Source organism: Anoxybacillus sp. ST70 (genome assembly GCF_019553625.1).
Classification (GTDB): Bacteria; Bacillota; Bacilli; order Bacillales; family Anoxybacillaceae; genus Anoxybacillus; species Anoxybacillus gonensis.
This window is the reverse complement of the sequence record NZ_JAHZOF010000001.1, coordinates 288,241-303,533: the sequence shown is the minus strand read 5'-3', so window position 1 is coordinate 303,533 and position 15,293 is coordinate 288,241. Positions and strand designations below refer to the sequence as shown.

10 protein-coding genes are annotated in these 15,293 nt (G+C 42.9%); 9 read left to right on the top strand and 1 reads right to left on the bottom strand.

The genetic code is table 11. The features are described 5' to 3' along the window. Positions 1–2 precede the first annotated feature (2 nt). The 9 genes from K1I43_RS01560 (at position 3) to K1I43_RS01520 (ending at position 14,560) form a co-directional block, all read left to right on the top strand. Positions 3–1,043 carry a HEAT repeat domain-containing protein gene (locus tag K1I43_RS01560; protein ID WP_019417997.1) on the top strand — a complete coding sequence of 347 codons (1,041 nt, stop codon included), beginning with the start codon at positions 3–5 and terminating at the stop codon, positions 1,041–1,043. After that, positions 1,036–2,421: a glycosyltransferase family 2 protein gene (locus K1I43_RS01555; RefSeq protein WP_019417996.1), complete on the top strand. Its 1,386-nt coding sequence runs from the start codon at positions 1,036–1,038 to the stop codon at positions 2,419–2,421. The genes K1I43_RS01560 and K1I43_RS01555 overlap by 8 nt, the downstream gene beginning before the upstream one ends. Further along, on the top strand, positions 2,418–5,612 hold the full coding sequence (locus K1I43_RS01550; protein WP_026011743.1) for a hypothetical protein: 3,195 nt from the start codon (positions 2,418–2,420) through the stop codon (positions 5,610–5,612). The genes K1I43_RS01555 and K1I43_RS01550 overlap by 4 nt, the downstream gene beginning before the upstream one ends. Continuing rightward, positions 5,612–5,986 carry a response regulator transcription factor gene (locus K1I43_RS01545; RefSeq protein ID WP_019417994.1) on the top strand — a complete coding sequence of 125 codons (375 nt, stop codon included), beginning with the start codon at positions 5,612–5,614 and terminating at the stop codon, positions 5,984–5,986. The genes K1I43_RS01550 and K1I43_RS01545 overlap by 1 nt, the downstream gene beginning before the upstream one ends. Continuing rightward, the gene (locus tag K1I43_RS01540; RefSeq protein WP_019417993.1) at positions 5,970–8,858 is read left to right on the top strand and encodes an ATP-binding protein; all 2,889 of its coding nucleotides are present in this window, start codon (positions 5,970–5,972) and stop codon (positions 8,856–8,858) included. The genes K1I43_RS01545 and K1I43_RS01540 overlap by 17 nt, the downstream gene beginning before the upstream one ends. 338 nt (positions 8,859–9,196) lie before the next feature. Continuing rightward, positions 9,197–10,663 (top strand): spore germination protein, encoded by a 1,467-nt coding sequence (locus K1I43_RS01535; protein ID WP_020424574.1) that lies wholly within the window; start codon positions 9,197–9,199, stop codon positions 10,661–10,663. Further along, positions 10,660–11,760 (top strand): GerAB/ArcD/ProY family transporter, encoded by a 1,101-nt coding sequence (locus K1I43_RS01530; protein WP_019417990.1) that lies wholly within the window; start codon positions 10,660–10,662, stop codon positions 11,758–11,760. Before K1I43_RS01535 ends, K1I43_RS01530 begins: the two co-directional genes overlap by 4 nt. After that, on the top strand, positions 11,757–12,869 hold the full coding sequence (locus tag K1I43_RS01525; protein ID WP_019417989.1) for a Ger(x)C family spore germination protein: 1,113 nt from the start codon (positions 11,757–11,759) through the stop codon (positions 12,867–12,869). Before K1I43_RS01530 ends, K1I43_RS01525 begins: the two co-directional genes overlap by 4 nt. 92 nt (positions 12,870–12,961) lie before the next feature. Then, positions 12,962–14,560: a putative bifunctional diguanylate cyclase/phosphodiesterase gene (locus tag K1I43_RS01520; RefSeq protein ID WP_019417988.1), complete on the top strand. Its 1,599-nt coding sequence runs from the start codon at positions 12,962–12,964 to the stop codon at positions 14,558–14,560. A 58-nt stretch (positions 14,561–14,618) separates the two neighbouring features. Here the strand turns inward: K1I43_RS01520 and K1I43_RS01515 are convergent, their stop codons facing one another. Next, complete coding sequence (locus K1I43_RS01515) at positions 14,619–15,059, bottom strand: YkyB family protein (protein WP_009362585.1); 441 nt, start codon at positions 15,057–15,059, stop codon at positions 14,619–14,621. Between the last annotated feature and the right edge of the window lie 234 nt (positions 15,060–15,293).

Sequence of the window (15,293 nt, the reverse complement as noted above, 5' to 3'; positions counted from 1 at the left end):
TCGTGCTCAATGAACTCGTTTTGTTTACGATCATCGTCGTCTCTTTATTCACCGTTTTATTTGCGATTTTTCTTTATTTAGTTGTCCGAAAAAGAAAAGATGGCAAATGGAAACGAGAAGTGGAAACGTATAAACAGTTATATGAACCGGTGTTATTTCGCTATTTAGCTTACGGTGACGAACAAGTCCCTGCTCCGTCATCGTCTGCACAACATCTCGCAATGATGGAGCTACTCGATCATTTTATGCGCGTACTTGCCAATGGGGAGATAAAGGAGAGGGCGACAACGTTAGCCGAAATGTATTTTGTCGATTATTTACGAGCACAACTTGTTCACCGTCGGCTCGGAAGAAGAATGAACGCCCTCTTTTTTATTGAAGATTTTCATCTTCGTTCGCTCGTCCATGAGTTAGAAGCGATGTATGAACAAAAACAGTTAACGACGATGGAAAAACGCCAACTGTTAAAAATGTTTGCGCTTTTTCAACATCCACACGTATATGAATATATGAAACAAACGGATGAATCGTTTACGCAATTTGATTATCGCCTCATTTTATCGCGCATGGACGATCATATGTTTGCGAAAATGGTTGACCACTTTTTTGATTGGAATGAGAAAATACAATATGCGTTAATTGATATGATTGGCATTATGCAAAAACTTGCGCACGTTTCATTTTTGCGTACATTGCTTCGGCATGAGCAAAGCGAATATCGCATTCGCGCATTAAAAGCGTTAGCGGAAATCGCTTTTCCGCTTGATTCTGAGCAACTTCGCATTCATTTACATTCACCCGTTTGGCAAGAGCGGCTCATGGGGCTTCGGCTATGTGCGCGCATCCGTCAATATGAGCTCGTTGAGACGATTAAAGAGCTCATCAAAGATCGGGTTTTCGCCGTGCGCTCGCAAGCGGCCGAAGCGTTGTTGCGCATGCCAAACGGCTTGGCGATTCTTGAACAAATTGCCCAAACATCAGATGACCGTTATGCGCGCGATATGGCGCTTGAATGGTTAGAAAGAGGGCGAGAAAATGATTAAACTTGCAGCGATGTTCGTCTTTTTCTTTATGATTGCGGTCATTTTATTTTATACGTTTTTACTCGTTGTTTCGCTTGTTCAATTGCGCCGCATGTACGAATTAGACGAATGGGAGCCGTATGAAGAAATGCTCGATGTGAGTTATACGAAACCTGTTTCGATTTTAGTGCCTGCCTACAATGAAGAAGCCGGTATTTTCGCAACTGTTCGTTCACTACTTAGCATCGAATATCCAGAGTATGAAATTGTCGTCATTAATGACGGCTCAACCGACGATACGCTTGAGCGGCTAAAGAACGATTTCGATCTTATTCCGATCAAGCGCGTCATTCGTGAACAACTCAAAACGAAACGTGTGCGCGCAGTGTATCGCTCACGCAAGTTTTCCCATTTATTTGTCATCGATAAAGAAAACGGCGGAAAAGCAGATGCATTAAATGCGGGCATTAATTTTTCAACGTATCCATACGTTTGTTCTATTGATGGCGACTCGGTCATTGAACGTCGCGCCTTTTTAAAAGTGATGAAGCCGATTGTGGACTCAGACGAAGACGTGATCGCCTCTGGCGGAAGCGTGCGCATCGCTAACGGTTGCGACATTGAAAAAGGGGAAGTGGTGCGCATTGGACTTTCCCGTCAACCGCTCGTCATTATGCAAGTCATTGAATATTTGCGCGCCTTTTTAATGGGACGTATCGGATTAAGCCGTCATAATTTATTATTAATTGTTTCAGGGGCTTTCGGTGTTTTTTCAAAACAATGGGTCATTCGTGCCGGCGGATATGCGCATACAGTCGGTGAAGATATGGAGCTTGTCGTCCGACTTCATCGTCTCATTAAAGAAACGAACACAAATAAAAAAATTGTGTACGTGCCTGATCCGGTTTGTTGGACGGAAGCGCCAGAATCGATGACCGATTTGCGTAAACAGCGGCGGCGCTGGCATCGCGGATTGTTTGAAAGCCTTTGGCTTCATCGGCGCATGTGGTTTAACTCGCGTTACGGCTCCATCGGGCTCGTGTCGATGCCATATTTTTTACTGATTGAATTTTTAGGTCCTGTCGTTGAGTTGCTTGGCTACATCCTCATCATCGTTTCGCTCATCTTAGGAGATGTGTATATTGAATTTGCGATTTTACTATTCCTCGTTTCCGTTTTGTACGGTTCGATTTTTTCCATGGCTGCCGTGTTATTAGAAGAATGGACGGTGCGGAAATTTTCGAGCGTCTCAGATGTTGTACGCCTCTTTTTTTATTCATTGACTGAAACGTTATGGTATCGTCCGTTGACGGTGTTATGGCGCTGTGAAGGAATCGTTGATGCGCTGTTAAAAAGAAAAGGATGGGGAGAAATGAAAAGAAAAGGTGTGTCGAAATGATGAACAAACAACGTTGGCTCGTTTTATATGTCGTCTTTATTTTTCTGATCATTTCTTCACCGTATTGGTTATGGAAAATAAAACCTGCCACGACGTTACACGTGTTGATTGTCAATAAAACGGTTCCAGATGATACGTATCGTGAACATAAAGGGCTCGTTTGGCTATTAAACCAACAAAAGTACGTGAAACCAAACGGGGCGCGCTACGATGTGAAAAAAGATTATGTCGGATTTATCCCGACGACAAAAAAAGAGCGGCCATGGCCGACATCGTTACAATCGTATGATGTCATTTATGTCGCCGATACGTACGGCGTATATGAAAATGATTTGACGATAGAAAAAAAGAAAGGGAAGCGCTCAAAAAAAGTGTACGGTGGCTTGACGGAACAAGAAGTTCATCGATTGCACGAGGCGATGTTTGCCGGAAACAAAACGCTCATCGCCGAGTTTAATTCGTTTGCAAGCCCAACGGATCCGTCTGTTCGCAACAAATTTTATGCTTTATTAAACGTCGAATGGACGGGCTGGATTGGCCGCTATTTCCCGAAACTTGAAGATGACGAAGTGCCTGTTTGGGTAAGAGAAAATTACGAAAAACAATATGAGAAACGATATGCATTTACCGGTCCGGGTTATGTGCTTGTTGATGAACACGATCGGCTCGTCATTTTGGATAAAAAAGAAATAGGAAAAAAAGGGGTGCTTTTTACTCCAACGAAAAAAGGAGAAAAAGAGCTTGCGATAGAAGGTTCCATTCCGTATTCGTATTGGTTTGATATCGTAAAGCCTATACATGACGAGGAAGTGTTGGCAACATATACGCTGTCGTTATCGGAAAGTGGGAAAGAAAAATTACAAGCGCTCGGGCTGCCGACGACGTTTCCTGCCATCGTTCATCATCGCAATGCGCGCTATGAGGCGTATTACTTTTGTGGCGATTATGCAGATGAAGGAGATGTACCGAGCATATATCAAACGGTCGGCATCGACGTATGGCGTAAATGGACGACGCGTCACGACCCGAATAGCACCGCATCGTTTTATTGGAAAGCGTATGTTCCAATGATGAAAACGATTTTCCAATCGATGCATCATGATGAAAAGCGTACGGTCGAACGAACGATTGCGAAAACAGACGACGGGATTCAACTTGCGGGACGCGTCGGAGAGCAATATATACAAATTTATCAAAACGGAAAATGGAAAAACATGTTGTTAAAAGGAGTCAATATGGGAATCGCAAAACCGGGTCATTTCCCGGGTGAAACGGCGATTACGAAAGAAGAATATTTCCGTTGGTTTAAACAAATTGGGGCGATGCATGCCAATGCGATTCGTGTGTACACGATTCACCCGCCTGCGTTTTATGAAGCGTTTTACGAATATAACGAAATCGCCGAGCAGCCTTTATATTTATTTCATGGGGTATGGGTGAATGAAGAAACGTTTTTGCGCACAAACGACGCGTTTGCAAAAGAAAATACGGATGAATTTGTTGCGGAAATGAAACGAACGATCGATATCGTTCACGGGCGCGCAAACATCCCAGCTCGTCCAGGGCATGCGAGCGGCATATATCGATACGATATTTCGCCGTATGTGCTCGGCTGGATTTTTGGGGTCGAATGGGAACCGACGGTCGTTCATGCGACAAATACGAAACATGCGGGATTACTAGATTATAAAGGGACGTATGTGTACACAAAAGATGCGTCACCGTTTGAAATTTGGCTTGCGCGCATGATGGATGAAGCGATCGCATACGAAACGAAAACGTACGGCTGGCAACGTCCGGTCAGTTTCACAAACTGGGTGACGACGGATTTGTTAACACATCCGAGCGAGCCGTTAGAAAAAGAAGATTTCGTATCGGTAAACCCGAACGTCATATATTCGACAAATAAAATGCATAGCGGCTTGTTTGCGTCGTATCACATTTATCCGTACTACCCAGACTTTTTAAACTATGATCCGAAATATGTGAATTACATCGATCATCGCGGCGAGAAAAACAACTATGCTGGCTACTTAAACGATATGAAACGAGTGCATCGCATGCCGATTGTCGTCGCCGAATTTGGCGTGCCGTCATCGCGCGGAATGACGCATCGCAACGTATACGGGATGAACCAAGGGTTTCATTCCGAACAAGAACAAGGAATGATCAACAAAAAATTGTTTGAAGACATCGTTCATGAAAACATGGCAGGCGGTTTTATTTTCACATGGCAAGATGAATGGTTTAAACGAACGTGGAACACGATGGATTACGATAATCCTGACCGTCGTCCGTTTTGGTCTAACGCGCAAACGAACGAACAACAATTCGGTTTACTTAGCTTTGATCCAGCGGAAAATGAAACGATGATGATCAAAGTCGACGGACGAAAAGAAGATTGGGCATTTCAACAAATTGCTCCTGCCTTTCGACAAGACGGGCGCGCGCTCTATATGACGAGCGATGAACGGTACGTTTACATTCGTTACGACACAACGGTTAAGCAAGACAAAGACGTCTATATATTGTTTAATACCGTACCGAATCAAGGGCAAGCGACCATTCTTGATGTGCCGAACGTACGAACAGAAGGCGTCGATTTCGTTCTCCATTTGCGCGGTGAAAAAGAAGGACGATTATGGATTGATAGTTATTACGATTCGTTTTATTATCATTACGGACACATGTTAAAGATGATTGACCGTTTGCCGTATGCGAACAAAAAAAATAACGGTGTATATCATCCGATTCGTTTGACGCTCAATAAAAAATTACAAATTAAAGGAAAAACGTATCCGTTCGATTTTTACGAAACGGGTGTCATGACGTTTGGTACAGCAAATCCGAACGATGAAGCATACAATTCTTTAACAGACGTAAGCGTCAGCAAACAAAAAGACGGGTATGAAATTCGCATCCCATGGGCGCTTTTAAATATGAAAGACCCGAGCATGCACGAAGCGATGGGAGATATGTGGCAAGGCGGGCTAGCAAGCAGCCGAACGATTGACGGCATTCGCGTTGGCGTGTATGAAAAAGGATTTTCGTATCCTGAACATTTAGATGCAAAACATTTTTATACGTACACATGGAACGGTTGGGAACAACCGACATATCACGAACGGTTAAAACGTTCGTACACGATTGTGAAACAAATATATGAAAAAGTAGAAGGAGGGGAGAAATAATGGCGAAAATTTTGTTAGCGGAAGATGAAGAAGTGTTGCGCATGCTCGTTGTCGATACGCTAGAAGATGAAGGGCATGACATCGATGAAGCGTGCGATGGGGAAGAAGCGTTGAAGATGATTAAACAAAACGATTACGATTTAATTTTACTTGATTATATGATGCCAATATATACCGGTTTAGAAGTCATTCAACAAGTGCGTCAAATGCCCGATAAAAAACATGTAAAGATTATGATGCTATCGGCAAAAAGTCAACAAGCGGATCAACAACGTGTACTAGACGCTGGCGCCAACTATTTTATGGCAAAGCCGTATAGCCCGCTTGAATTAGTGCAACGAATCGAGGCGATTTTACATGGAGAAGATGCGTAACTATTTTCGGCAAAGCTTAGCAAGACAATTTGTCGTGCTCGTCACTAGTTTTTTAGTCGTCTTTGTCATCGGGTCGGTCTCTTTGTTTCTATATCAAACGTCGTTAACGTCGACGTTTGAACAGAAAAAAGAACAAATCGAAACGAAGATGAAATATGCCCAAGAAATTGAACGGGCGTTTAACCAAGCGTTTTCTGATGCGCGCGGCTATTTAGCGTTCAACCGAAAAGAATTTAAATTAAGCATTTTTCGCGAACAAGAACATGTGCAAACCGCGCTTGATGCATTAGAGTTGGCAGCGACGACAAAAGACGATACGCAATTTCTTTTAAAAGCGCGCCAGTTTGCTAACTATTATTTCGGCACGCTCGTTCCGCAAGCGATTGAAGCGTTTGAAAACGGCAATATGCAAAAAGTATTAAGCTTATCAGAAAACGGTGGAACGGCATCAATTGAACAATTTCAATTTCAAATGAAAACGTACAAAAATACATTAAATGAACAGCTTGACTGGGAATTTCAACAGTTGCGCAATGATCAAGCGACCGCGCAAACCGCGTTTATTTTATTCATTTTTACGATTTTGACGATTTTAATTACAATCGCGCGCATCATGATGCGAAAAATCGGCAAGCCGCTCAATGAGCTTGCGAAAGTCGCTGAAAAAATTGCGAATGATGAACAAGTCGTCTACGACGTCCGTGAAGCGACAAATCGCGAAGATGAAATTGGAAAATTGGCAAACGCCTTTAAAAAAATGTTAACGAGCATTCAAGAAAAAGAAGAAAGCTTAATGGCGCATAACGAAGAATTGCTTGCGCAGCAAGATGAATTAGAGGTGCAACAAGCCGAACTGGAACAAGCGCTTGAAACGATGCAGGCGCGAGAAAAAGAATTAAAGCGTCATAACGAATTTGTTCACGGGTTATCGAACTCACTAGATAAACAAGACGTGTTGCAAAGCATCGTGTTTCATATGGCGCGCATTATGGAAGCGGATCGCGGCATGATCGTTTTAATGAACGACGAAAAAACGCATGCGGCATTCGGATTGTCGGCGCATGGGGTGGAACAGTTTTTAACATATATTTATAACGGTCTACATCAACGATTGTTTGAGCAAAAAAAGCCGTTTATGTTAAAACGGGAAGTTTCAGCTTCTGAAAAAGGGTATCATGAAGAAACGATGTTTGTACATGACATCTTTTTGCCTGTTCTTTCGAATGAAAATGAAGTGGAAGCGATTTTAGTATTTAGTCGCTTCGGCGGACCGTTTTCTGATGAAGAGATGCAAGAATATATCGGTTTAACGAAACAAATATCGATTTCACTGCAAAAAATTGCGCTATACGAACAGTCAGAACAAGCGCGCGAAACGGTACAACATATTTTAAATACGGTGCAAGAAGGCATTCATTTTGTCGACAAGAACGGCAACAGCAAGATCGTCAATAAACAGATGGTTGCATTGCTGCAAAAACAATCGATTGTTGAACTCGAAGGTGCCAGTTACGAACAATGGGCGCGCGGCTTAGTTGAGCAATCTGATGCAGGAAAAACATTGTGCGACTATTTACAGTCGATTATTTTTAACGGCGATGAAGAACGTGAACCGTTTGTGTACCATTTACCGCAAAAACGAAAAGTCATTCAAGTGTACGCCAAGCCGTTATATCGCAATGGGGAGCGACAAGGAACGGTATTTGTTCATCGCGATATTACGAAAGAGTTTGAAGTCGACCAAATGAAATCGGAGTTTGTGAGCACCGTCAGCCACGAATTGCGCACGCCGTTATCAAGCGTACTCGGCTTTACGGAACTGATGTTAACGAAAGAGTTAAAGCCAGAACGGCAGAAAAAATATTTAACGACAATTTACCAAGAAGCGAAACGGTTAACGGCGCTAATTAACGACTTTTTAGATGTACAGCGAATGGAGTCTGGAAAACAAACGTACGACAAAAAATACGAAGATCTCGTTTCGATTATTGAAAACGTCATTGATACGCAAAAAGTAAATACGACGATTCACCAGTTTCATGTCCGAAAAGAAACAGACAAAACGACGGTGCTCGGCGACCGCGACAAACTCGCTCAAGTGTTTACAAACTTAATTAGCAACGCGATCAAATATTCGCCAGAAGGCGGCAACATTACAGTACGCATATACGAACGAGGCAATCGACTATGTGTCGATGTGCAAGACGAAGGGCTAGGCATTCCAGAAGAAGCGATCCCGAACTTATTTACGAAATTTTATCGCGTCGACAATTCCGACCGTCGCCGCATCGGTGGAACAGGATTGGGACTGGCGATTGTAAAAGAAATTGTCAAAGCGCATGAAGGAGAAGTCACTGTCACATCCGAATTGAAAAAAGGAAGCACGTTTACCGTTTCTTTGCCGCTTGTCACGTTGGCGCGTAGCGGAGATGATGAACGCGAAACGGATGAAAAACAAGCGCATGCGCACGTCATTATTGTTGAAGATGACGAAAATTTAGCTGCGTTATTAGAAGCGGAATTAAAAGATAGCGGGTTTCGCGTCAAACTCGTCAAAGAAGGAAAAGAGGCGATTGCGCTCATTCAAAAAGAAAAGCCGGATGCGGTTGTGTTGGACATTATGTTAGAAGAACATGACACATCTGGTTGGGATGTGTTAAAAGCATTAAAACAAAATGAAGAGCTCGCCCATATTCCAATTATTATTTCTTCGGCGTTAGAAGAACGGGAAAAAGGAATGGCGCTCGGCGCAAATAGTTATTTCGTAAAACCGTATCAACCGAGCCAACTATCGAAAACGATTTTGCAAATGTTGTTGAATAAAGAGCGACAAGGAGAAATTTTTGTCCCACTGAACGAGGAAGCCAATTAAGGTTTCCTCTTTTTTTTAAAATATAAAATTTGGGGTCAAAAAACTGTCTAGCTTCAAGCGCCATCGGCTCGGTTCGCTCCGCCCCTTCTTTCGGCGACGACACATTGAAACACTTCAGTGATGTTACCCACGCAGAACCAAGCGTTCGCTTGGTTCGAGCTCTCCTCGGTGGGGCTTGTGCGCCCTTCGCGGAGCCAAGGATGGCGACATTTCGCCGTTGCCCGCAGGATGCGGGCTGCCTTTAGGCGAAATTGGGGCGCTTTGCGCTTTTCTTATGCATAAAAAACGTTTGTCATTGCAAACTAGTAAAAAACGAAGCGGAAGAAAAAGGGGACAAGATGATGTGGTTTACGAAAAAAAATCGAATAGATGATGTGGCGAAACAGCTTGCCCATTCGCCGGATTTTATGTGCCGCCGCATTGCATGTAAAGGAAAAAACGTATACGTTCTTTTTTTAAGTAATTTAATTAATCACGCTCATCTTCAACAAAACGTCCTTGCCTTTATTCAAGCACAACAACACGTATCGATTGAGCAGCTGGCGCGCTGTTTGCCGATTGGCGCAGTGAGCATATGTGAAACGGAAAAAGAAATGGCGTCATATATACGCGACGGTTGGGCGGGCATTTACATCGAAAAAGAAAAGCATGGTCTTGTCGTCAACATCGCAGAAAAAGTCGAACGTTCGCTTGAAAAAGCGGAAACGGAATCACTTGTCCTCGGTCCGAAAATGTCGTTTACCGAGTCCATCGATACGAACATTCGTATTTTGCGCCAAAATATTACCGATCAAAAATTAGTGACTGAAAAAATGACGATCGGGGTGCGCAACCCGCTCGATGTGCGCGTCGTATACATTGAGGACATCGCCGATCAAACAAACGTTCAAACGGTGAAGCAACGGTTAACGGAATTGCAAATTGACGAAGTGATCGACAGCTCCATTTTAGCGCAACTATTAGACGATCATGCATATACGATTTTTCCGCAATATTTATTAACGGAACTGCCTGACCGCTTAGCGTATAGTTTATTAAAAGGGCGCATCGGCATTTTTGTTGATCGTAGCCCGACGGTCATCATTTGTCCGACGACGTTTTTTAGCTTTTTTGAGACGACGGAAGACATTTATTTACGCTGGACGATGAGCACCGTCTTGCGCGCGGTACGCATGCTTGGCATTTTCGCTTCCATTTTTTTATCACCGTTATATGTCGCCGTCATTACATATCATTACGAAGTCATTCCGTCCGCTTTATTGTTAACGATTGGCGAATCCCGTTCGCGCGTGCCCTTTCCTCCTGTCATTGAAGCGTTATTTTTAGAATTTATGATTGAACTATTGCGTGAAGCAGGGGCGCGCTTGCCGACAAAAGTCGGTCAAACGATGGGTATCGTTGGCGGTATCGTTCTCGGACAGGCTGCAGTGGATGCCGGATTTACGAGCAACGTGCTCATCATTATTGTTGCATTAAGCGCGCTCGGTTCGTTTACGGCGCCAAGTTATGAAATGGGGGCAACGATTCGCATTTTACGCTTCCCAATCATTTTACTTGCGGCGCTTTGGGGGCTCATCGGCATATTTATTGGCGTCAGCCTGTTGCTTATTCATTTATTAAAGCTTACATCGCTTGGACGTCCATATTTATCGCCGATGTATCCGTTTCGTTTTGCAGATATGAAATATGCGCTCATTCGCTTGCCGGTGAAGTTTTATAACGAACGTCCGAAAACGAACCGTCCGCAAAACTCTCGCCGTTTTTCATGGCGTGAAGCGATGAAACGAAAGGATTTGGATGAATGATGAAAACGCCAAACGAACGGCTATCCGTGAATGCGTATCTCATTTTTTTTCTCGTTCATACCGCGCAAATTGGCCTCGGCATCGTCGGCGTGCAGCGCGTCATTTTCGTTGAAGCGCGCCAAGATGCATGGATTGCCGTCCTTATTAGCGGGTTATGGATTCATCTTATCGTTTTCGTCATTTGCCAAACGTTAAAATCGTCGGAATATGACAACCTTTTTTCGCTTCATACGTTCGTGTATGGACGTGTGCTCGGTTGGATCATAAACGCAGCGGTTGTCGTTTATTTTTTAATGGCGTATACGTCTATTTTGCTCGGTTATGTGGAGATGGCATTAACGTGGATGTACCCCGATTTTCCGCTTTGGGGCGGTGCGCTCATTTTAGTGCTTTTAACGGTATATGCCCTATATGGCGGCGGGTTTCGGCTCGTGGCAGGCGTTAGTTTTTTAACGTTTTTTATGACCATTTGGATCGTTATTGTCGTTTTTCAACCGTTGAAATATGCGGAGTGGATTCATTTACTCCCTATATTAGAAGCGACGCCGAAACAAATGATGAACGGCGTATTAAAAACGTCTTACACGATGCTCGGATTTGAAGTGTTATATATCATTTATCCGTTTGTAAAAGAAAAAGAGCGCGTTCATCGCTATGCGCAACTTGGTGTGTTATTGACGACATTGCTCGTTGCTGCGGTGACGGTCATTGCGATTGCTTTTTTTAGTCCGAAACAACTCGATGTCACCATTTGGGCATCGTTATCGATGTTTACGATCATCAAATTTCCGTTTATTGAGCGGTTTGAATATATCGTCATCCCGCTTTGGCTGCTCGTCATTTTGCCGAATTTACTCATGTTTATGTGGGCGATGACGCGCGGTGGAAAAGCGCTTTTTCATATCAAACAAAAATACGGGTTATTTCTTTTTGCGGGTTTATCTTTTGCGGTTGCACTTATTTTTGAAAAGCGAGCGACAATTAACAAATTTATTGATCAAGTCGGATGGTATGGGTTTTGGTTGAGCTTCGTCTATCCGTTTTTCTTATATGTTTTTGTGCGCATCAAAACATGGGCAAAGGGGAGCGCAAAATGAAATGGTTGATCATCGTCATGTTGTTGCTTAGCGGTTGTGTATCCCCGCGCGTATTAGAGCGACAAGGCATTATTACAGCAACAGGATTTGATAAAAAAGGAAAGATGTATGAAGGTGGATCGGTTATGCTTTCGTTCCAAACGACAGGTTCATCGATGTCCGAAGTGATTGAAGCGACAAATAAAACGAGCAAAGGGCTTCGCCAAGATTTAGAGGCGCAAACGAGCCACGATTTGGGTTCGGGACAAATTCGCGTCGTTGTATACGGAAAAGAGCTAGCTGAGAAAGATGGGATTTTTTCACTCACCGACACGCTACAACGCGATGCGAACATCGGCTCGCTCGTTTATTTAGCTATTGCGGAGCCGAGCGCAAAAAAAGTCATAAAAAGTAAAAAACATGAAGATACGCCCGATATTGGCACATATTTATATCGATTAATTGAAAAAAATTTGCGCAGTGAATCGCTATTAGCCGCCACGTTGCACGAGTTCATTCATAGTTATTACGACGTTGGCAAAGATCCGGTTTTACCTTGTTTATCATTGCGTGACGACAAACCGATTATTGAAAAAGTAGCGCTCTTTCGCGGAGACAAATTTGTCGGAACGGTGCGACTCGACGAAAGTTTTTACATTAAAATGTTAGCCTCAGAGTACAACACCGGACTAAAAAATGTGACGGTGTCGCGCGAAGATGTCGCTCCGTTATTAATAAAGAAAAAGGGAAAAAAAGTGAATCTTGTGTTTAACGAAATTCGGACGAAACGGAAAATTAAGCTCGTTCGCCAAAAACCATTTCCGCATTTTCGTGTTACGGTCAAGATGCAAACGGAAATTTTAGAGATGTCTGAAAAAATGAAGCCAATTATGCAAGCGAATATACACGTGCTTGAGCGGGCAATTGAAAAACAAATGAAAAAAGAAATCAATCAGCTATTGGTGAAATTAAAAGCATATGAAACGGACCCGATCGGATTTGGACAAATATATGACCATTCGGTGCGCAAATTACAGTTGACAAATAAACAATGGTTGCCATTGTACAAAGATGCACGGATCGACGTCGATGTGAACGTATCGATTTTACGCACAGGAACAATTGACTAAATTTCGTTTCTTTCTGAAAAATTATTTTCAATTATCGTCACGTATGGTTTAATAAAAAAGGAGGGAAGAAAACAAAAAGCGAGGATTACAACATGAATGAACAGCAGTTTCTGTTCCAACACCCTCCATTGATAAAATGGGAGGCCGTTGGGCAACAGTTTGATCAATGTGCGATTTTTTTTGTTACGAACGAAGACGGAACGATTGTGTATATGAGCGATTCGTTTATGAAACAATTATCGCGCCGCTATGGCGTCGTGCAACAACTCATTGACCGTGCCCATGAAGCTATTTCTACATTACATACAAACGATACGTGGCGCGGAAAAATGATTGTCGATCAACGCCATGCGTATATGCACGTGTATTCGTTTCATTCGCATCTCATTTGGACAGGGTTCTTTTTGTTAGACGATAATGATTCGGATACATTAACCGGCGTCTTGTCGTACGATTCGTTTCAACATATGCTTTCCGAACGAATGAATCAAAATGAACCGTTTACGTTATTGTCGCTTAATTTAGACCGTTTTAAATTCATTAACGATTTAATTGGCTATGAACGTGGAAACGAATTGTTAAAACAAGTAGCGGAGCGATTGCGGCGCTATGAAGGTGGCATCGTCGCTAGACAACATCGCGATCAATTTTTTCTCGCTTTTTATACCGTTGACCGCAATGAATTGCATCGTTTACTTGACGAAATGTTGCAATTATTTTCGGCTCCGTTTCAACTGACAGATCAAGAGCTGACGGTGACGCCAAGCATTGGAGTAAGCGTCTTTCCTCACGATGCAACCGATTGGACGACGCTCATGTCGTTTGCGGATTTAGCGCTTGAAATTGCGAAAGAAAATGGAGGAAATACGTACTGTTTTTATACGAACGAATTAAAAAAGACGAACGAAGAAAAATTATACATTCAACATAGCATTCGAAAAGCGTTAAAACAAAATGAATTTACGCTTCATTATCAACCGATTGTCGATATGGAAACAGGTGATATTGTGGCGGCGGAAGCGTTATTGCGTTGGTATCATCCGAAGCGCGGATGGATTTCACCAGCAACGTTTATTCCGATTGCCGAGGAAACGAATTTAATTCAGCCAATCGGTGAATGGGTGTTGCGAAACGTATGTGAGCAAAGTAAAGTGTGGAGGAAAAAAGGGCTTCCACACGTGCAAATGGGCATTAACGTTTCTATTAAACAATTTTTGCAAGCGGATTTAGTGAAACATATTGAACAAGTGCTGCGCACGTACGATTTAGATCCGTTTTGCTTAAAACTAGAAATTACAGAAAGTATGGCGATGCATCATATTGACTATGTGCTTGCTCAACTTCAAGCGTTAAAAAATTTAGGGCTTCAATTGGCCATTGACGATTTTGGGACAGGCTATTCTTCATTAAACTATTTAAAAAAACTGCCGGTCGACATCATTAAAATAGACCGTTCGTTTGTGCAAGATATGGTAAAACATTCATACGATTTATCGATCGTTCGCGCCGTCATTGAAGTGGCGCACAGCTTACAAATGAAAGTCGTTGCCGAAGGGGTGGAAACGGAAGAGCAACTTGCCATTTTAAAACGAGAAGGTTGCGACCGTGCCCAAGGCTACTATTTCAGCAAGCCGCTTTCAGCTGAACAGTTTGAACAATTAGTCCAAAGTAAAAAAGGGCGATCTCATTAAGAGGCCGCCCTTTTGTGTAATATAATAAAGTATGCTTGTTGAAGCTCGAAGCTTGTCCTTAACGAAATGTTTTCCCGAACCGATGCGGACGTGACCAATCGTATCGTTTCGGCTTCGGTTGAACATCTTCAGGTGTGACGCCTGTGTATGCTTGAAGTAAACGTTTCGCTTGAGACAACGGCATTTTAGCAACAGGGTTGCGATAAGAATCGTCCAACGTACCGAGATGAGGCAAATGCTTGAAGTCTTCTTTTGTTGGAGGTATGTGGAAGTAATATTGACCGATCGCCACAAGCACATCCGACTTTTGTTGGCTGTACTTCGGATTTCGGGAAAAATGAAGTCCAACTTTTTTCGCTTTCCCTTCTTCGAGCATTTTTTCAATCGTTTTTTTCTTGAGCAAATACAAGTAAGAAGGATTTAACGCAGTTTTCGCATGACGGTTGACAGTAAACAAAGCGACCGATAAGTTTTCAACGGTGCATTCGACTGTTTCCATTGGCATTCCACTCCTTTTTGAAAGATAATATAAAACTTTAGATTTAGGGAGCTGTCTAGCTCCAAGCGCCATCGGCTCGAGTCGCTCCGCCCCACACTGCGGCGGCGACAGCCTCCTCGGTGGGGCTTGTGCGCTCTTCGCCGATAAGCGGGCGCTTTTCGCTTTTCTTTTATACACTTTTATTATACACGATCGTCTATGTTTTTGGAAAATTTTCAATTTATTTTTTTAACG

Bases quoted from the DNA above. Each gene is read 5' to 3' on its own strand.
- K1I43_RS01555 (WP_019417996.1), top strand. From the start codon at position 1,036: ATGATTAAACTTGCAGCGATGTTCGTCTTTTTCTTTATGATTGCGGTC.
- K1I43_RS01550 (WP_026011743.1), top strand. From the start codon at position 2,418: ATGATGAACAAACAACGTTGGCTCGTTTTATATGTCGTCTTTATTTTT.
- K1I43_RS01545 (WP_019417994.1), top strand. From the start codon at position 5,612: ATGGCGAAAATTTTGTTAGCGGAAGATGAAGAAGTGTTGCGCATGCTC.
- K1I43_RS01540 (WP_019417993.1), top strand. From the start codon at position 5,970: ATGGAGAAGATGCGTAACTATTTTCGGCAAAGCTTAGCAAGACAATTT.
- K1I43_RS01535 (WP_020424574.1), top strand. From the start codon at position 9,197: ATGATGTGGTTTACGAAAAAAAATCGAATAGATGATGTGGCGAAACAG.
- K1I43_RS01530 (WP_019417990.1), top strand. From the start codon at position 10,660: ATGATGAAAACGCCAAACGAACGGCTATCCGTGAATGCGTATCTCATT.
- K1I43_RS01525 (WP_019417989.1), top strand. From the start codon at position 11,757: ATGAAATGGTTGATCATCGTCATGTTGTTGCTTAGCGGTTGTGTATCC.
- K1I43_RS01520 (WP_019417988.1), top strand. From the start codon at position 12,962: ATGAATGAACAGCAGTTTCTGTTCCAACACCCTCCATTGATAAAATGG.
- K1I43_RS01515 (WP_009362585.1), bottom strand. From the start codon at position 15,059: ATGGAAACAGTCGAATGCACCGTTGAAAACTTATCGGTCGCTTTGTTT.